We start from the raw sequence: 21,117 nt of genomic DNA, 5'->3' as shown, positions 1-21,117 counted from the left end.
CTGTTTCCGGTTCGAATCCATTAATAGTTTCAGGCGAATATTTTTGGGATACCGATCCGGGTTTTGGAAGTGGTACTGCCTTATCTTCCATTTCAGGAAATGTGATAGACCTGACCCAGATTATGAGCACTTCGGGTTTAACCCTTGGTATTCATCGTTTGTATATTCGTACTAAAGACGACAATGCCAAATGGAGCCATACGTACAGCAGTCCTGTATGGATAACGCCACCGGTTTCGGTTACGAATCCATTGATAGTATCCGGTGAATATTTTTGGGATACCGATCCCGGATTTGGAAGCGGTACTGCCTTATCTGCCATTTCAGGAAACGTAATAGACCTGACTCAGGTTATGAATACCACCGGATTACCGTTGGGCATTCATCGCGTGTATATTCGTACAAAAGACAACAGCGGCAGGTGGAGTCACAGCTATAGCAGTCCTGTTTGGATAACGGCCAACACTGTGAGCATGGTTCCGTTAATTGTGGCCGCCGAGTATTTTTGGGATACCGATCCCGGATTTGGAGCCGGGCAATCGTTGCCGATTACGATGATAAATACGGTTATTGATGAGAATTCAGTTGTGGCATTATGCGGTCTTACCACAGGCGCTCATAAACTTTATATCCGAGTTAAAGATGATTCTAAAAAATGGAGTCATTGCCTGATTAAAGATGTAACGGTTACGAACAACGGTCAACCATCGGTTCTTTCAATAAGTATCAGTATTGCAGCCAATCCTTCAGGAACTACTTGTGCCGGTACGCCGGTTACCTTTACGGCTGCCCCGGTCAATGCCGGAACAAGCACCTTGCAATGGAAAGTAAATGGGGTTAACGTGGGCTATAATAGCCTTTCATACACAACAACCACTTTGTCGAACAATGATATTGTAAGCTGTGTGCTCACCTCAAATTCAAGTTGTGCCAGCCCTTCGGTTGCGACATCCAATGCACTTACCATGTCTGTGAATCCTGCGATAACTCCGTCGGTACTTATTTCAGCATCGCCATCGCCGACAGGCAGTGTGTGCGCCGGAACAGCGGTTACTTTTACCGCAGCACCTACCAATGGCGGAACTCCGGTGTATCAATGGAAACTGAACGGAAGCAACGTGGGCTCAAACAGTATTTCATATGTGAATGCCGGTCTTGCAAACAATGATGTTATCTTATGTGTGATGACTTCCAATGCCAGTTGTGTCAGTCCTGCCACGGCAACATCGAATTCCATTACAATGACCGTTACACCCGTTGTTGTGCCATCTGTTTCAATAAACCCATCGATTGCCGGTGCTATTTGTGCCGGTACTGCTGTAACTTTTATTGCATCACCCATCAATGGAGGAACTCCTTCATATCAGTGGAAACGTAACGGAATTGATGTGGGTACTAATGCTGGCACCTACGTAAATGCTGCACTTGCGAATAATGATGTTGTTTTATGTGTGATGACCTCAAATGCAAACTGCGCGAGTCCCGCGATAGCCACCTCCAACGCTGTTACTATGACTGTTAACCCTATGCTGACACCTTCAATCTCGGTTTCCGCATCAGCAAATCCTTCTTGCCTGGGATTCAGCGACAGCTATACAGCAAATATTTCAGCCGGTGGCACGACTCCGGTATATCAGTGGAAAGTGAATGGCAGCAATCAGGGCTTAAACAGTTCAACATTTTCATATCAACCTTCAAACAGCGATCAGGTTTTATGTGTATTAACTTCAAACGAAACCTGTGTTTATTCTTCAACAGCAACATCAAACAGCGTCAGCATGAGTGTGAGTGCCTGTCCGCAAAGCTGGATAGGAGTGGTTGATTCTAACTGGAATGTAAGCGCTAACTGGTCGGGAGGGCAAGTACCTCTGGCAGGTGCAAACGTCAGTATTCCGTCGGGAATGCCGCATCAGCCGGTGATAACAGCCGCCGGAGCGCACTGCGACAGTTTGTTCATTGCTTCCGGTGCCATGCTTGCATTACAAGACTCTAATGCCATTGATGTTTATGGAAACTGGGTTATGGAAGCCGGTTCGGTTTTTATTCCCAATAAGGGCAGCGTAAATTTTAAAGGCTCGACCACGCTTGATGCCAACTCAACCCTGCAATTGCATGATTTGTTTGTTAATCCCGGAAACTCTCTGAGCATTGTTGGCAATGATGTTCTGAAAATAAGCGGCGATTTTATTAATAATGGCTCGTTCATCCCCGGTGTTTCTAAAATAGTTTTTGATGGTAATTTAACGCAATCCATTAAAATGAATGGTGCAGCGTTCTACAAAGTTGTATTCGATAATACGGCGGCAGGTTGCAACGATATTACGCTTCAGGATAATCTTACGTTCACTGACAGTGCTGCCTTTATTCAGGGCGTGCTTAATTATGGGGTGCCCTCGGCCAGATTCACTGTTCCCGATAATGCTGTATGCAACAGTGGCAATGCCGGCAGTTATGTGAACGGAGAAGTTGTGAAACAGGGTAATGATGCTTTTATTTTTCCGATTGGAGATTGTTACTGGGCGCCTCTCGGTATTGATGCACCTTCAGTAAATTCATCGATAACTGCGGTATATTATGCTGCTGCAGCACCAAACAGCAGCGACCCGGCTGATTTGTGTAATGGTGGCGGACTTGATCATGCAAATACGGTTGAATACTGGGATGTTACTACCGACAATGCGCATCCCCAGGTAACGCTTTACTGGAAAGACGGTACGCGCAGCAATATTTATTCGCTTGTGCAGACTGAACTGATTCACTGGGAAGATTGTGGCGGAACCAATAAATGGATGACAAAAACAGGACAAAAAGGTGGTACCGTTAGTGATGGATGGATAAAAAGTGCGGGCGTAAGTTCGTACAGCCCATTCACATTTGGCACTTCCGTGAATACGCCGCTGCCTGTTACTATTGTTAATTTTGAAGCAGGTTGTACAGATAATGTTGTAAACATTCAATGGCTGACGGCATCAGAAACTAACAGCAATTATTTTGAAATAGAATCAAGCGACGACCTGCTTACGTGGAAAAGTGAAGGCAAAGTTGCGGCAGCAGGGAATTCTAACGAACTCAGAACATACTCATACCTGCTGCCCGAACAGAAGGAAGGCGGATTTTATCTGCGGCTAAAACAGTTTGATTTCGACGGTATGAGTTATATCTACGGTCCTGTTAGAAGCGATTGTAACGGAAATGAAAGTCAGGTGGAGCTGTTCCCAAATCCTACGGATGGCTGGATAACTGTTATTGGCGCCACACCCGGCGTTGAGCTGAATATTGTGAATAGCATGGGTCAGCTGATCCGTATTCTGTCGTTTGATGATATGGGACATATTACTGTTGATTTAAACTTGCCTTCCGGAGTCTATTATTTGCAGGGTATTGATAAGGGCACTACCATCAATAAAAAAATTGTTCTGTACTGATGAAGGCGTATACGACCATTTTAGTTATGCTTTCTGCAAGCTGAATTTCTCAAGTTCAGGTCATTTTATTACATGAGAATCGCTACCAAATCCTCCAGTTTGAATCGAGATTTTCTGTGCGCATGGTCGGTTTCTGAACTCCGTTGGTAAGCTTTTCAACTTCATTGGCAACATAGGTTTTAATCTCCCAGATTCTTACTTCACCGTCTTCATTGTTATCGGCCAGTTTATTTTTCAGGCCGTTGATCAGCGCGTATGTAAACACACCGTTCTTCCATTGCTCGCCTTCAATGGCAACGCCTGTGCCTGCCGCAGCAGATATCACCACAGTTCCTGTTCCTTTGCTGAGGTCGGTAAACATCATCTGCATCAATTCAAACGTTTTATTTAAACCCAATCCGGAAGTTGAGCGGTTTAATACAACTCCTTTCGAAGCATAAATATGCAGGGTGTCGGCAGATGCTGTTGTTGGCTTTGTCAGGCTTTCGATAATAGTTCCTGCGTCTTTATCTACTTCGCCCGAATGGCAGGCATCCACCAGCAATAGTTTCTGTCTTGAAGGAATGCTGTCGAGGAGGTTTTCGAGTTCTTCGTATTTCAAACCTTTTGCTGATGGGTTTGCGAAATCAATATCGCTGGTTGCATAATAGAAATCAAGATTCTTGTCAAGAAGTCCGTGCCCCGACACCGAAACGATGACTACATCGTCAACCGTTGTACTCAACAGTTTTTTCTTCAATGCCAGAATATTTTCTCTTGTGGCTTGACCGTTATACAGGCTGTCGATAATAATACGGTTGAAGTTTTCTTTAGCGGCTGCATTCCTGTCCGTGTATAATGCCGTGATATCGCGCCCGTCCTTAACCGGATATTTCAGATTGATGTTTTCGTCATGATAATCGGCAACGCCAATGGTTATTAAATACAGATCCGGCTTTTGAATGCCCGTTTTTTCATACCGGATATTAAATGCTGCCTTGCGGCTTTCAATTCCCAAACGATTTGTACATGATAGCTGTATGCTGTTCCTGCCCACGGATAATGGGATTTTTATTGTACGTACCAATGAATCCGAATTCATGTATTTAATATCGCAACCTGCACGACCGTAGAGCGGGACGTCATTCACCCAGACATTGAAGCTCTCAAGTTTGTATTTTTTGTCTCGTGCCGAAATATTTATATTGAGTTCCTGTTCTTTTGTGTTCAACGGAATGTCTTGCTGATTGAGGATATCAAGCTCCGGGATATGATAATCGGGCGTGAACTCCAACGGGTTCACATCCATTCTTCTTAAACGCTTGTCGTACGCTTTTTTGTAGGCATCTATCAGTTGGGTGTCGGCAATTCCGAGACGCTCCAGAATGATGTCGGGACGGTTGTACTGAATATCGAACTGCTCAAAGTTGTATGCTTTTCCACCGGCCTGAAACGCTATCGCATCCAACATTTCCTTTGATGAGAAATAGTAATTGTCGTCGGTATAAATCAGCGCTCTTCCGTAGGCTGTCATCAGCGTTGCAATTTTTTTCTTTTGTTTCCAGTCGAATAAAATGATGGAATTGTCTGAGGTTCCGAGTGCCAGCAGTGTCATACTTTTATTGAAGCGTGCCATGGTGAAGGGTGAACTGCCGATGTTGTAACTGTTTATTATTTCTCCGGTGGTGATGCTGCGTACATTTATTTTTCCGTTGCCAAGCACTAAAAACGATGTGCTGCCCGGGACAGGGGCGAGTCCGGACATCTCATCTTTGCTCACCACTTTACGTGTGACAATTTGTTGAGCAAGGTCAAACCAGCAGATGGTTTTAAGATCTGATTTTATGTACAGCAAATATTTTTCGTCGGCTGTAAACATGGCTGCGGGTTCAAAGTCAAAGTCATAGTCGCTGTCTCCAAGATTTTTATGTTCCGGAAGTATTGATTTTCCGGGCTCTTTCTGAAGGTCGGTGAGCAGAAGTCCTCCTTCGGGGCATGTCCGTTCGGTGCCGGGAGTATATATGTAAAACATATAATGGCCTGTTGGCGACACTGCCATATCAAGCAGGGGCGTAGAAACTCCTTTATCCCAGAAGCAGGCTATGTCAAAATGAGTGATTTCAGCTTTTGTAAGCGGGTCGTAGGTGAAAATTGTATTTCCATTGTACGTGGCAAGCACTTTGTCGTTGTCGCTGAGGCTCAGGCGGGAATCGCGATAGGTTCCCTGTTCGGTAAAAATGGTATCGGTAATGTTGTAGGCAGAATCGAGTATGTAGATATCACCGTCGAGCATGTACATCTTTTTTTCGTTTGCCGCAAACGCCATATCAGCGGCGTACATCAGGTCTCTGATGTTTATTTTATCAAGAGAAAATGAGGTCAGGTAGTATTGTGTCAAGGTTATTAAATCATTATTTGCGGGATTAAAAAACATATTTCGCAGGTCGAAATTAAACCCGGATAATTCGCTTTTCGGATTCATGGCGAGGTCGTTCAGCACAATGCGGGAACTTGCACCGCTTGCCAGTACAGGCAGCGACGGATGCAATGCCATATTCTGAAAGTAAGATTTGCAATAAAGCCCTTGATTGAAAATGGGAGTGCCTGATTTTATATCAGCAGCTATAATGCGGCCAACGGTATCTTCCAGGCAATATCCTGAGGCATCAAAATTGATACTGCCGTCGAACCATTGATACAGAACATTATTTTTAGGATACATCAGCGCATAATCCATCTCGATGTTATCTCTGTATATCCTGTTTCTGGCTACATTCCATAAAACGGGATAATGATTCCGCTGCTGTATCAAGGCTATTGAATCTCCAAGGTAACTCAAGTTTAATATTGTTGTTCCCGCGTAGCAATCGCCCATGCGTAATCCTGCTGTTGCTGTCAGCTTCATGTTTGCCGCGTCCAGTCTCATAATGCTGATGGAATCATTATTCTTTTCTGCAATCACAAGCAATTCATTCCCGGATGGAATAGCAGAAATGCAGATAACCTTTCCGGCACAAATAATGGATGCAACAGCCTGTGAATTCAAATCACGTTTCGTAATTTTATTCTGCAATGAATAAACCACCGATGTTCTGTCGTTCAGAAATACGGGGTTGAAACCGGGAGTTCTGAATGCGGTATTTTTCCCGCTAAGGCCATAAACAATAACTTCAGGTTTTGTAGCCGTGCCGCTCACTGCAATATAATCCGATTCGGGTGAAAATGTCAGAAAGTCTTTTGGATAAGGCATTGAAGCATCATTGGGAGCTGCCTTCACCGTTGTTGTGACGGTATTTCCGCTCGTGAGTTCATAGATTTTCAAGATTTTATTGTCGAGAAATGCCAGGTATCGGCTATCGGGACTTACTGCCGGAAATTTCCCTTTCATATGGTGCACTTCTTTTGAAAGACCTGCATCCCACACAATAATTGTATTTTCATTTTGCTGATGGCTGATGATGTATTTTCCGTCAGGGGTGAAGAAAAGATCTGCATAACCTTTGAACCCAAGCTGCGGGACGAAGTTGAGGTTTTGTGCCGTTGAAATCAGGGGAAGAACAATGAGCAGCAATAAAGCGTAGTAATAACGTTTCATAATCATACGCAGCAGTTTTGAATTTGGGATATTCAAATATAAGAATATCTTTAAAATCAAATTTGAAAATTGTATGAATGAAAGGTGTTTTACTTGTTCTCATGACTTATGCTCACGGTACAGTTGCCTTTAATATCAAAGGTTTTCCTGCTGAGGTTCCAGATGTACACCGTGATGATTTTCGCGTCCGGCGGGAGTTTTGCCAATAAAATACCCTGACGGAAATTCGGTTGATTGCCTTGATAAACCTGCTTAAGCCAGTTGAAACAAATATTTGCGTAAATAATGTCTTTGCCTGAGCTGTTGCCTGCCGTAGCAACAAGCCGTGCATCAAAAGGCCGGTCGGGGCTGATTACGTTCAAATTGAAATCAAGCAATACGGATCTTCCCGAAAGGCTATCGGTCTTGAAACTGAACAGGTTTGAAAATTCACTTCCGCTGCCATGATGGTCTTCACTGTTGATGCTTATGGTATCAAGAGGTTCGTAAACAATGCGGCTTTTTCGTTTCAGCAGGTACAGCTCTGAGTTTTTATCGTAATCAATACTGTCATAATACAGTGTTACTTTTTCAAAATCATCCTTGCGCAGTATTTGGTAATCTTCCGTTTCGGAAAGAAAATTCCATACCTGCACCGTGCCAAGTGTGCCTTTATGCCTGTAATTCTGGTAGCTCCAGCAGAGTGTGCGCTGTTCGCGGCCACCGACCAGCAAAGGCATCTGCCCCGGCTTTTGGTCGTTGCTCACTTTGTCGAGAAAGCGTGACGGGATGCGTCCGGTCGTAATCATACGGGCATCGGAGAAATTTGCCGACCACAGAAAATGCAGCGGAAAAAACAATAAGGGTACAATTGCAAGGGAAAAAATGCTTCGTTTACTTTGGGTGATGACTTTATCTGTTACAGTGAAAAGACCAATGACCAGCAGAATATACAGGTAGAATCCGGTGCGGTCTTCAGGGTAATTCACATGCATTACTTTACCTAAAAAAATGATGGCTGCTATGTTTCCCGACAACAGCCAGAACGGAAGCAATCCGGGCAATACAAAGCGTTTCATTCCTTTGGTGGAAAAAAACAGATACGCTGCAGCAGCGAATAGTATCAAAAAAAGTGCAGCGAAAACAATAGGTATAATCATGCTGTTGGTATCGGTAAGCGTAAAGGAAATACTGCGGACAGTCACTTGCCAGAAGCCGTCGGAAGAGCCGTAATACAGGCAGCCGCGCTTTTTAAGTTCGAACATGTACTTCGCAAGCACAACAACAAAAGCCATTCCTGTGATAACAGCAAAAGCTGTATGAAAAAGAAATTTCAATCTGCCCTGTTCATGTATCCTGAAAAAGAACAGCAGAGTTATATAGGCCAGAATCATCACCGTTGTGGGAAGCAATGTGAGATTGGCCATGCAGGCTGTTATAATAAACAGTAGCGTGAGCCAGATATCCTTTGCAGAATGCCTTTCGGAAAGCTGCATGATATGATACAAGGCGGCAAGCAGCAAAGCGAACGACATTCCGTAGCCACGCGACAGCGCAAAGAACTGAATGAAATGATGTGTCAGGCATAGTACTGCAATCATAGGCAACCGCAGGCTTTTGAGTTCGAGACGGGCTGAAATTCTCACACAATAGTAAAAGAATAATGGAAAAAACAGCAGGTTCGAAAGTCGCAGCGACAATTCTGAAGAACCGAAAATTCTAAAGAAAAATGCTGACAGACCTGAGTTCAGAATATGGTTATTGGCGTCCCAGTGTGATAGCCAGGGAAGGAAATTTCCGGGTTGAATATAGAAGAAAAATGTAGCAGCTTCATCGTGTGTGAAAGGCACCCATGCCGCACGCAGCCACAGATACGCATACAGTATCAGGAAAAATACCCAAAGAAAAATTTTCTCTTTTCGTGAAAACGCTGCTGTAATTTGTACCATAGAATCTATTGTACGGCAAAGTAACGGAAAATGCCGGGACTACGATGATTCTGTGCTGTATTATTTTTATTCGACCGAACCGATAAGGGCTTCAACCTCTGCCTTTAATTTGGGGATATGGACTGTTATTACTGACCATATATTTTCATCTGAAATTACATCATAACTATGTATAATCTGGTTGCGGAGTCCGATAATCCTTCTTGCATTTTCAATCGGGAATGCCGGATCTTCTTTGAGCAAACGACTAATTGCTTCACCAATAATTTCAAGGTCGCGTTCAATTGCCCGCTTTAATAACATATTCCCCGAATACTTATCGAAGTCCTGCTGCTGTGATGCAATGAATGAATCGATTTCCGAGATGGCATTTTTAATATCGTACAAACACTTAAGCAGTTTTTCTTCCATAGAGCAAGTGTTTATCGCGGTCAACTATTTTTCTGAATACTGGATTCCTGATAGCCTGGTCTTCAACAAGGTCTACAGGTCTCATGAATAATTCTTCAAGTTTTTCTTTGAGGTCCATATAATTATTGAAGTAGTCATCTGCCTTTACCTCTGAGAACCGAACAAGCAAATCGATATCGCTTTTTTCAGTAAACTCAGATGTGAGTGCTGATCCAAAAAGATACAGTTCATTCACACTATGGTTGTAACATAGCATGGTAATCTTATCAATTTCGGACTTTCTGAATCTCATAAACCGCTTATTTCGTTCTACAAATATAAGCAAACAGATACGAAAATAATTGTACCACTGATTTTTTATTCCGGTTCAGCGGTAAATTTTGAAATAGCAAACATCGTACTTCTTAATATTTTTCCCATCTTTGAAAAAAAAATCAGCATGAGAACATTTACGTTTATTCTGGCTCTGACAATATCAGTAAGCGCGTTCGCCCAGCAGGGCATTGCATGGCAAAAGACCTTTGGCGGCAGCGGACATGAATACATTCAAAAAACGATTCCTACAAGCGATGGCGGGTTTGCCTTTGTGGGTTCGTCGGAATCAACCGATGGCGATGTAAGCGGAAACCACGGACAAAACGATATCTGGGTTGCAAAAGCAACTGCTGCCGGCGCAATTCAATGGTCGTATCTTTTTGGCGGTACTCAGGACGAAGAAGGATTTGACCTCGTACAAACGGCTGATGGCGGCTTTTTTGTTTGCGGATGGACCGACTCTTTCGATGGCGATGTTACCGGGCATCACGGTACTTACAGCTCCGATATGTGGGTGCTCAGGCTGAGTGCGTCGGGCACCCTTATGAACAGCAAATGCTATGGCGGAACTTCTGATGACGAAGGCATTGCGATTACACTAACTCAGGATGACAACTTGTATGTTGCAGGAACAACCTATTCGTACGATGGTGATGTGAGCGGCAATCACGGCACATATCAATCAGACTGCTGGGTTATAAAAATGGATACTTCTTTGAATCTTCTTGCGCAGAAATGCATAGGCGGAAGCGATTATGAAGAAGGCATTGACATGAAGCTTACCTCCGATAATGGTGTCGTGATATGTGGCCGTTCGTATTCGGCTGATGGCGATGCTACTGGATATCACGCAGGTTCGGATATGCTTGTTGCAAAACTTACGGCTGCTTTTTCCATTGAATGGGCGAAGTGTTTTGGCGGTTCTGAAACTGAAGAAGGAAATTCGGTTGTGCAGCTCGCCGACAACAGTTACGCTGTTTTAGGATATACCAGCACACAAAATAATGGCGACGTTACCGGACATCACAGTCCGCAGGGACAGGATGACTTCTGGTTAGTGAAGCTCAATACCAACGGCACACTGAACTGGGCAAAATGTTACGGCGGCAGCGGCGACGACCAGGCGAACGGACTCGTCGCTACCCTCGACGGTGGCTATGCCATGTGCGGCCTTACCAACTCTACCGATGGTGATGTCACCGGTTTTCATTCTGCCCTGTTCAATCCCGATTTTTGGGTGGCGAAGGTGAATGGCAGCGGAACGCTTCAATGGCAGGGATGTTATGGTGGTAATGATCAGGATGAAAGTTTCCGCATTTATGAAGAAAGTGCCGGAGTATTTGTGGTAACAGGCTTTACCTATTCAACCGATTATGATGTTACCCTGAATCATGGCAGCGCCGACGGATGGATTATCAAAGTGACCGGAAGCAATGGTATTGACGATATTGGAGCTGCGCAGTTTTTGGTTTGGCCAAATCCGGCTTTTGATTACATTTACTTCGATCCGGATAATTTGGTAAGCGTAAATCTTTTCGACGTAACGGGCAGAAATATAAGTATTCAAAAGTCAGTACTTTCCGGGAAAATCAGTGTTAAAGACGTTCCTGTCGGGATGTACTTTCTCGAACTGGTCAGCGAAAATGGGCGCACTGTCAAACCATTCGTCAAGAACTAAATCTCAACGTTGTTTTTAGAATATTCAGGAAGTTGCGTCGAGTCTGTTCTATTTAAATCTCTGGTTATTCTGTATTACACCAATGATAATCAATGTAGAAAGGCTTTTATTTTTCTGTGCCTGCAGTTAGGTAGGCAAGGCTGTAAGACTCCGTGTTAGTTTGTTATTATTGCACAGAGGTTCACAGAGATGGCACAGAGAACCACAGAGGTGTTTTTTCAAGTCTCGATTCGCGCAAATATTTATTTTTTGATTGCGATAAGGGTATTTCCCGTTTCATGTGTATAAGATTTGAACCCATCAAATCAGGCGCATGCACAGAAGTCTTACTACGTTAATTTTGTCTCTTCTTTTTTATTCATTTTCCTTCGGGCAAAATATCACGCATACCGAAATGCTCGGTCGCCCGGGCAGAACAGGCATTTCAATCAAGGCAATATTTGATACGGCTGTTGAAGTCCGTGCTGATTACGGAACCACAAGTGGTGTTTACACGGATTCTACACTTTGGCAATCCGTATTTCCTGATTCTACCGGTGAAGCTGTTGCGGTAGTGAATCTGACGGGGCTGCTTCCCGACACCAAATATTTTTATAAGCTTCGCTATCGGAAACCGGGAAGCATCAATATTGTTGAAAGACCTGAATATACCTTTCACACGGCAAGACCGCAGGGCGAATCGTTTACGTTCACCGTTCAGGCTGATCCGCATCTGGATGCGCAGACCGATACCGCATTGTACCGACGCTGCCTGAGAAATCAATTTGAGGATGCACCTGATTTTATGATTGAACTCGGCGACTTTCTTATGACTGATAAGCTGAAAGACTCAAGCAATCATGTTCCTGAAGATACCATTCCATACCGCTGCAAATTGCTGCGTTCGTTTTACGAATCGCTGTGCCACAGCGTGCCCTTATACATTGTACTCGGCAACCATGAAGGTGAGGCGGGCTGGTACAATAACGGCACCTCAAAGAATATGGCTGTGTGGGATACCAAATACCGTAAGAAGTATTTTATGAATCCCGTGCCCGATAATTTTTACGCAGGCGATACAACACATTACAATTATGTGGGTCAGCGTGAAGCATATTATTCGTGGGAATGGGGCGATGCGCTTTTCATCGTTCTGGATCCTTACTGGAACACAAAGCCCAAGCCCGACAGCCTGAACTGCTGGCGATGGGCCTTAGGAAAACAGCAATACGACTGGTTAAAATACACCCTTGAAAGCTCGTCTTCGACGTTCAAATTTGTATTCATTCATCAACTGGTGGGTGGAAATGCCGAAGGACGCGGTGGTGCCGAGTGGGCGAACTTCTACGAATGGGGAGGGCAGAATATTGACAGCACCGATGGATGGGCAGCCAACAGACCGGGCTGGTATAAGCCAATCAAGGAATTGCTGAAAGAAAACCATGTCAATATTTTCTTTCACGGGCACGACCACCTTTTTGCCGAGCAGCAGCAAAATTGTTTAATTTATCAGGAAGTGCCGCAACCCGGTTTGCCCAGTTTTAATAATATCCCTCAGGCAATTGATTACGGTTATTTGAATGGTGTTATCATTCCCAACTCAGGACATTTACGCGTGCGCGTTTCGCCCGACAGTGTTACCGTAGATTATGTGCGCGCCCTGAGACCTTCGCAGGAAACGGGGACACTTCATAATAAAGATATTTCCGAATCATACAGTATCGGTGCGATTAATTGCTACGATACGCTTCAGAATGGTTTTGCTGAATTGCCTGATAAAAATGAATTACGTGTAAATGTTTCACCGAATCCATTCAATATTCAAACATTGGTAAATTTTTCATTGCAAAAAGCTGACAATGTTTCAATCACTCTTCATGATTTCCTCGGAAGAGAAGTTGCTGTGATTTTTGATGACCACTGTCAACCGGGAAGTTTTTCTATTCCTCTAAATTCTAATGAACCTGAACTTAAATCCGGGATTTATTACTTGCGTATTACAAGCGGTAATGAATTTCAGAGCATGAAAATAGTTTGTATTCACTAAATAATGGAGGTGCACTATGTGTTACTCAGTATTAAAAAAAATTATCGTCGCAGGGCTGGTCATGATGATGTTTATGTGTGCTGAAGCCCAAAAACTTTTGCCGTTCAAACTGCCGGAAACCGGTCAGAATAGCGGCTTCACATCAACCGCCGGAGAGGACGCCGACTTTGCGATTAATCCGCTTTCATTTACGGATAATGGAGACGGAACCATTACTGACAACAACACCGGTCTCATCTGGCAAAAAACAGATGGCGGTGAGATGACGATTGAGAATGCAACTACGTATTGCGATAATCTCACCCTTGCCGGTTATACCGACTGGCGCCTTCCAACCGGCATTGAGCTGTTCAGCATCAATGATTATAGTCATATAAACCCGGCCCTTGATACATTGTATTTTAAGAAAACACTTGCCGAATACTGGTGGACAAGCGAACGACAGGCTGATGATGTCAATAAAGTGTGGGTAGTGAATGCCGGTGGCGGCATTGGTGCACATCCGAAAACTGAAACTGTGAGCGCAGGCGGAACAAAGAAAATGCATGTAAGAGCTGTCAGAAATCCTATTACAACCACGTTTTCTGTTGCCCATTTTGTTGATAACGGCAATGGTACGATTACCGATAACTATACCGGATTGGTATGGCAGAAGATACAGGCAGCGAATACCATGACCTGGGAAGATGCGTTGACCTATGCCAACAATTCTACGCTGGCAGGCAAATCAGATTGGCGCCTGCCGAATATCAAAGAGCTTCAATCGCTCAATGACATTGCAAAGTTCCATCCTTCTTTTGATACAAATTATTTTGTCAGTCTTAATTCGGGTGATTACTGGTCGTCCACAACCTTATTTCAAACCGCATCGAAAGCGTGGGATATTAACATTGATTATGGCATCGTTACCCAACATGATAAAACCTTAAGTGAGCACGTGCTGCTCGTCAGGGGCGGTTTTCGAAACAGCGACCTGAACATCTCCGAAGTGCTTATCCCTGCTGCCGTTTTCGAAATGGGGGACCATCATGGTTTTACCGACTCTGTGCATCCAACGGATGAAATTCCTTTACATAATGTGAGTATTGATTCTTTTTACGTGGCGACTACTACAGTTACCAACCAGCAGTTTCTTGTTTTTCTGAATTATGAATTGCTTGCAGGAACCATTCAGGTGCGCGGCGACAGTGCTGTTTATGCCGTGGGAGGATCCGATATTTATTGCTATCTGAATAATTACAGGTCATTTTACAGCATCAGATATCATGATAATATATTCTCGCTGGCCGATTTCAGGGCATACCATCCGATGGTGGGCGTGCGCTGGTGGGGCGCTGCCGCGTTCTGTAACTGGCTCAGCTCTATGAACAGTCTGCAGAGTTGTTTCGATTTTCAGACACGCACCTGCAATTTTGCCGGTAACGGCTACCGATTGTTGACCGAAGCAGAATGGGAATATGCCGGTCGTGGCGGTCAAACCAACCCGTACTATAAATATCCCTGGGGTGATGATATTGATAACACCAAAGCCAATTGGCCCAATTCACTGGATCCTTATGAAATTGCGAACCCATCGCAGTTCCCGCAAACCACTCCCGTTGGATTTTATAACGGCACACTGCGTCAGAAATCAGATTTCAACTGGCCGGGTACTTCCGCTTCCTACCAGACCGGCAACGGTGCCAATGCATTCGGACTCTATGATATGGCAGGAAATGTATGGCAGTTTATATACGACTGGTATCAGAATAATTATTATGGCGTGAGTCCTTATGATAACCCTAAAGGTCCTGATTCTGCTGCTGCATCAACAATGCCTGATGGTAAGAAATACCGTGGTATGAAAGGTGGCAACTGGTACAACGGCGATATTATCAATGGTGTCGATGACGGGCATTCCAGAGTGTCTAACCGCGATCCGTCCTATTTTAGGGGACCGCAGGATCCTAAACATCCATGGTACCACGTAGGCTTCAGGGTTGCACGAAACTTCAGTGAGGTAACAGGTGTGGGTGAGAATAGCCCTGAAGGATTGCAACTGGAGCAAAACTTCCCCAATCCGTTCAGCACATCAACAACCATACGATTTACATTATCTGAACCTGAAAATGTGAGCCTGAAAATTTTCAATTCATGCGGGCAGCTGATGGCAACGTTAGTGAATGAAACGATGAACAACGGGAGTCACAGTGTTCAATGGAATGCACATGAAATTCCGGGTGGCATATATTCGTATATGCTTCAGATTGGCAGCAGGTGTTATACAAAAAAGATGGTGCTGATAAAATAGATGCCTTTTAGATTTCAATATTGGAGTATTAATGAAACCAGTTGTTAAACCAAAATAATTCAATTATGAAAAAGCTATTGTTGATATTCATGATATTTCTTTGCGCGTCCACGATATTCGCACAGGAGAGCTTTTTAGTAAAGACCGAAACAAGATACTGGGATGCCTCTAAAACCTATGATGGCTATACCCTGTTCGGAACGCGGGGAATGTCGTATTTAATTGACATGGAAGGTCAGGTGGTTCACACATGGAATATAGGCACCAATCCGCGCTTCACCGAAGCGGGAACTTTGCTCGATGCGGTGGGTGGAAATCCCAGTAATCAAAATCAATGGAAAGAACTCGATTGGAATGGGAACGTTGTATGGCAATACACAGAATCACGTTCAAACTATCACGGGCATCATGACTTTGCAAAAATCTTTAATCCGAAACTTGGTGACTCAACATTCATTTATATTGCAAACAAAGACCTGACATCACAGCAATGCCTTGATGCCGGTTGCGATGCGTCACAGACATACACCAATCCTCAGATGGATGCAATTGTTGAAGTTGACCGTCAGGGAAATGTAATATGGGAATGGTGGTTCTTCAACCATGTGGTTCAGGATATGTATCCGGCATTACCCACATACGGGGTGATAGCAAATACACCCGGCAGAATAAATCTGAACATGCGCGGAAATCCTGTGAAAAGCGACTGGAATCACTGCAATTCTTTAGATTATAATCAGGACAAGGACTTGATTGTGATTAACTCTGTTCATGGGGAATTTTATGTGATTGACCATGGCAACACCTTTATCCCCAATGATTCCGACAGCAGCATCAGCCTTGCTGCAAGTGCTGCCGGCGATTTTTTATACCGCTTTGGCGACCCTGCAAAATACGACAAAGGCGATCCTCCTTCGGTAAATGACAACTGGGAAAAAGCAACCGCCGGGCACAAGCAGCTTGGTGGTTCGCACGACATACAGTGGATCAGACCGGGCTTGCCGGGTGCAGGAAATTTATTGGTCTTCGATAATGCGCAAAATCTTTTCGAACTGACAGCACAATCATACATTATTGAGATTAATCCTTATCTGAATTCTTCGGGAACAAATACCGGAAATTTTGTAGATCCGCCAACAGCCGGGTACACCGTAGTGAATTCACCCGACAATAACCTGATGAAAGAAAAAAAGAACGTGTCAAAACAGATTGTATGGAAATTTTCAAGTAAGAACAATACCTCATTTTTCAGTACCATAGGCTCAAGTGCACAGCGCCTGCCGAATGGCAATACACTGGTTTGTTCCATGAACGACGGTCATTTTTTTGAGGTGTATCCGGCAGATACTAGCGTAGTCTGGGAATACATCAACCCGATGACCAGAGACGGGATTAAGAAAATCAAGACAGACCATTATCCCACATATAACGGCGTTTTCAGAGCTTACAGGTATATCAGCACACATCCCGCGCTTGACGGACATGACCTCACACCGGGAAGTACAATGACCGGTTCAATTCCTGATTATTATGTACCCTCAGATTTATCTTCCTTTAAAGAACAGGAAGGATATAAGAAACCGGAAGATTTGCTTGACCAGAATTATCCGAATCCGTTCACTGATATCACAAATATTGAATTCAATGTTTCAGACAGTAAGCAGGTAAGCGTTGATATTATTGATTTTTCAGGTAATCAGGTGAAAAGCATCGTTGATAAAAACTATCCTAAAGGAAAATATACCGTTACCTGGGATGGAACTAACCAAAGCGGAGCCCGCGTTGCGAGCGGAACCTACTTCTACGTTCTTAAATATGACAACAGGCAGCAAAGCAAACAAATGATTCTGATCAAATAAATTCTTTATTACCGATTAAATACCGACAGCACCTGATAAAGATTAACAATTTTAACAAAGGAGGTTTTATGAATAAAAAAATATCAATCATCCCCATAGCAATGTTGATGATAATCCTTTTCGGAAATAAAAATTTCGGGCAAACCCAGACGCTGGGAGTGTTTATAAATGATACAGCCAATACATTTAAAGGATATACGCTGTTTGCACCCAAACAAAATACGATGACGTACCTCATTGATAATGAAGGACGCAAAATTCATGAATGGACACACAGTACGTTTGCTCCGGGGCAAGCGGTATATCTTCTTGAGGATGGCGACCTGCTGCGTACGTGTATGACACAGGGACAGCTTGGTACAGGAGGTGGCGAAGGCGGCAGAATTGAAGAATATAACTGGAATGACAGTCTTGTATGGTCCATGGATTATTCAACCCCGAATTACATGCAGCACCATGATATCAAACGTCTGCCGAATGGTAATATTATTATGCTCGTTGTTGAGAAAAGATCGATGGCCGAAATCCTGCAGGCCGGGTTTGATACATCAAACTTTCAGCCGGATGTTGCGCAACACGGATATATGCTGCCCGACGCCGTTGTGGAGATTCAGCCTACCTATCCGACCGGAGGCACAGTTGTCTGGCAATGGCACACATGGGACCATCTAATTCAGGAATTTGATAATAGCAAGGATAATTTTGGTGATGTGAGTGCTCATCCTGAAAGGATAGACTGTGCCGGAGATCATCGAAAACTGCCTGCGTTCTGGAATCACATGAACTGCATTGATTACAATCCGGAATTTAACCAGATTGTTCTTAGCGTAAGAGGAAACAGCGAAGCATGGGTAATTGACCACAGTACAACAACAAGTGAGGCTGCGGGTCATGCCGGCGGAACATTCGGAAAGGGTGGCGATCTTCTGTATCGCTGGGGCAATCCCTTAACGTATCAGGCAGGAACCGTGAGTGACGAGAAATACTATGAACAGCACGATGTGGAATGGATAAAGCCGGGTAATCCGGGTGCCGGAAACCTTTTGTGTTTCAATAATGGCGTTAACCGCAATTTTTCAAGTGTTGATGAAATCACCCCGCCGGTCGATGCATTTGGTAACTATTCCATCGTTGCCGGTTCTGCTTATGGTCCCGCAAATCCTGCATGGACGTATCAGGCAAATCCGCCGACATCACTTTATGCGCATGATATTTCCGGTGCCGAGCGTTTGCCGAATGGAAATACTATAATCTGCGCCGGTCCCTTTGGAACATTATATGAGGTGACCGCTTCCGGGACGGTTGTATGGAAATATATCAGCCCTGTGGATAATACAGGCCCTTTGCATCAGGGTGATTCAGTACCCCATAATCCTGTCAGACCTGAAGAAACAATGAATTCTATTTTCAGAGTGTACAAGTATCCGCCAACATATGCCGCATTTACAGGCAAGGTACTTACCCCCGGAGATTTTATTGAAATCTATCCGGCTTCGGTAAGTGAATATGGCCATTCTGCACCTTCCATCGCCGCGTATCCCAATCCTTTCACAAATAAAATATCTTTGCAGAATAGTAACAGTGAAATGACGTATCAAATGATGAATCCGATGGGACAGCTTGTCTGGAGCGGAGCACTTATAGAACAACAGGATTTTTCCGGGCTGCCTTCAGGTGTATATTTCCTCAAGGTGAACAGCGGCAGCTCCGTTCAGACACTCAAATTAATTAAACAATAATCGTTTTTATAATGAAAAAATTCCTGATAATAATAACACTGCTTATCGCAGGATGCGGACTGACCAAGGCTCAGACATACAACGAAATTCTCGGCAGACCGACTGACACTTCAATCACGGTAAGTGTGCTGTTCAGCCAGAACGTTGACCTGTTTATTGAATATGGAACGGTAACAGGACTGTACCCGAATGCAACAACCACAATTTCCAGTACAGGCGGTACTCCCGATGAAATAGATTTGCAGAATCTGCTCCCTGATACGAAATATTATTACCGTACGCGCTACCGTGCCTCCGGTGGCGGAACGTTTCTTGCAAGTGCCGAACATACATTTCATACTCAGCGTGCCGCGGGAAGCACCTTCACCTTTACGGTTGAATCCGATGTGCACCTTTATGATAAAAAGGGATGTGAGAACCTTTACAAAGTATGCCTGAATAATCAGGCGGCCGATCATCCCGATTTTATGGTGGACATGGGCGATACTTACGGCGACGACCATCATCCTGACCAGGTCACCTCCGGCAAGGCCGATTCCCTTCACCGGGTGTACCGGCCTATACTCGGTGCCATCTGTCATTCGGTGCCTTACTATTTCTGTCTGGGCAATCACGAAGGTGAATTCGATTATTATCTTGCGCAAACGCCGCCCGATAATATGGCTGTGTACAGTACGCTGTGGCGGAAATTTTATTTTCCGAACCCTTATCCGAACAATTTTTACAGCGGAAATACCGAGGTGGAACCATACGGAATGGGGCAGCCCGAGAATTACTATGCATGGACCTGGGGCGATGCACTATTTGTAGTGCTGGATGTGTACCGCTATCAGTGCGATACGTCCGCGAAGCCGAAAAACTGGGACTGGACCATGGGCGATACTCAGTACAACTGGTTTAAAAATACGCTGGAAGGGAGTACCGCTAAATTTAAATTTGTGTTCGCTCATCAGTTGCGCGGACAGGGCAGGGGCGGTGTTGCCGATGCGCCATTCTTTGAATGGGGTGGTTATGAGCAGAACGGCACCAGCTACGGGTTCACCACCAAACGGCCGGGCTGGGCGGAACCCATTCACCAGCTTATGGTAAACAACGGCGTAAATATTTTCTTTCACGGACACGATCATCTTTTTGCCCATGAAGTTCTTGACAGCGTGGTGTATCAGGAAGTGCCTATGCCCAGCGATTCAACCTACGAGATTGGAATGCTCGCCAATGCCGATGCCTATGTTTCAGATACGCTCGACGGCTCCGGTCATATACGCGTTACGGTTTCTTCATCCTGCGTCAAGGTTGATTACGTGAAAGCCTGGTTGCCCATTGATACGGTCGGCGGACTTCATCATAACGGTGAGGTAGCTTTTTCCTATATTATAGGTAACTGCGCTTCCGGTGTAGAAACAGTACAGAAAAATGCGGCGGCAGTCAAGGTGTTTCCGAATCCGGCTTCGGGCGAACTGAATATCATAATGCCGGATGTAACAGGCAGTGTTCAGTTCAGTCTGACGAATGAAACAGGGCAGATACTGTTACAGTCAGACGCCTATATGTTTGCCGGAAAGGCTGAAACAATCGATGTAAAGGATATTGCCAACGGCATCTATTTCTTGAGCATAAAATCGGAATCCTCGGTATCGTATCAAAAGGTAATTATCAGCAGGTAATTCGGCACTGCGAGAATGTCCTTCGCCAATGACTTTGGGCATTACCCTGCAAAAAGGAGTTTGACACACATTACTGAGCACTCCCTGATTCGTGAAAAGCTGTCTTTTACAGGCAGCTTTTTTATGCCTGCAAGGAGAAAATATGTTGCTTCTAGTCGTTCTGTTCGAGTCGTGAGTCGAAAATATGTTGGAGCGAGTCGTTCCGTTC

The 21,117-nt window shown here is 44.4% G+C and carries 11 protein-coding genes; 7 read left to right on the top strand and 4 right to left on the bottom strand.

The genetic code is table 11. The features are described 5' to 3' along the window. Positions 1 to 3,425 (top strand): T9SS type A sorting domain-containing protein (locus WCM76_14990; GenBank protein ID MEI6766934.1); only part of this gene is annotated, 3,425 nt, incomplete at its 5' end. Between the two features lie 82 nt (positions 3,426 to 3,507). Here the strand turns inward: WCM76_14990 and WCM76_14985 are convergent. From WCM76_14985 to WCM76_14970, 4 genes are all read right to left on the bottom strand, one after another. Then, on the bottom strand, positions 3,508 to 7,005 hold the full coding sequence (locus WCM76_14985; protein MEI6766933.1) for a caspase family protein: 3,498 nt from the start codon (positions 7,003 to 7,005) through the stop codon (positions 3,508 to 3,510). Positions 7,006 to 7,088: 83 nt separating this feature from the next. After that, positions 7,089 to 8,927, bottom strand: coding sequence for a hypothetical protein (locus WCM76_14980; protein ID MEI6766932.1), 1,839 nt, complete (start codon positions 8,925 to 8,927; stop codon positions 7,089 to 7,091). A gap of 66 nt (positions 8,928 to 8,993) precedes the next feature. Continuing rightward, positions 8,994 to 9,338, bottom strand: coding sequence for a HepT-like ribonuclease domain-containing protein (locus WCM76_14975; protein MEI6766931.1), 345 nt, complete (start codon positions 9,336 to 9,338; stop codon positions 8,994 to 8,996). After that, positions 9,319 to 9,630 (bottom strand): nucleotidyltransferase domain-containing protein, encoded by a 312-nt coding sequence (locus WCM76_14970; protein MEI6766930.1) that lies wholly within the window; start codon positions 9,628 to 9,630, stop codon positions 9,319 to 9,321. The genes WCM76_14975 and WCM76_14970 overlap by 20 nt, the downstream gene beginning before the upstream one ends. A 147-nt stretch (positions 9,631 to 9,777) precedes the next feature. Between WCM76_14970 and WCM76_14965 the strand changes: the two genes are divergently transcribed. The 6 genes from WCM76_14965 to WCM76_14940 all read left to right on the top strand — a co-directional run bounded on the left by WCM76_14965 (position 9,778) and on the right by WCM76_14940 (position 20,909). Then, positions 9,778 to 11,331, top strand: a complete 1,554-nt coding sequence (locus WCM76_14965; GenBank protein ID MEI6766929.1) for a T9SS type A sorting domain-containing protein — start codon at positions 9,778 to 9,780, stop codon at positions 11,329 to 11,331. Between the two features lie 340 nt (positions 11,332 to 11,671). Then, positions 11,672 to 13,357, top strand: a complete 1,686-nt coding sequence (locus tag WCM76_14960; GenBank protein ID MEI6766928.1) for a T9SS type A sorting domain-containing protein — start codon at positions 11,672 to 11,674, stop codon at positions 13,355 to 13,357. Positions 13,358 to 13,373: 16 nt separating this feature from the next. After that, positions 13,374 to 15,647 carry a DUF1566 domain-containing protein gene (locus WCM76_14955; protein MEI6766927.1) on the top strand — a complete coding sequence of 758 codons (2,274 nt, stop codon included), beginning with the start codon at positions 13,374 to 13,376 and terminating at the stop codon, positions 15,645 to 15,647. Positions 15,648 to 15,712: 65 nt separating this feature from the next. After that, entirely contained in the window at positions 15,713 to 17,506 is a 1,794-nt protein-coding gene (locus WCM76_14950; protein ID MEI6766926.1) for an aryl-sulfate sulfotransferase, read from the top strand. Positions 17,507 to 17,574: 68 nt separating this feature from the next. Next, positions 17,575 to 19,245: an aryl-sulfate sulfotransferase gene (locus WCM76_14945; GenBank protein MEI6766925.1), complete on the top strand. Its 1,671-nt coding sequence runs from the start codon at positions 17,575 to 17,577 to the stop codon at positions 19,243 to 19,245. An 11-nt stretch (positions 19,246 to 19,256) separates the two neighbouring features. Beyond that, positions 19,257 to 20,909: a T9SS type A sorting domain-containing protein gene (locus WCM76_14940; GenBank protein ID MEI6766924.1), complete on the top strand. Its 1,653-nt coding sequence runs from the start codon at positions 19,257 to 19,259 to the stop codon at positions 20,907 to 20,909. The last annotated feature ends 208 nt before the right edge of the window (positions 20,910 to 21,117 follow it).

It is taken from the genome of Bacteroidota bacterium, assembly GCA_037133915.1.
GTDB lineage: Bacteria > Bacteroidota > Bacteroidia > Bacteroidales > CAIWKO01 > JBAXND01.
Note: the sequence above shows the minus strand (reverse complement) of the source record. Positions and strands in the feature narration are given on the sequence as shown.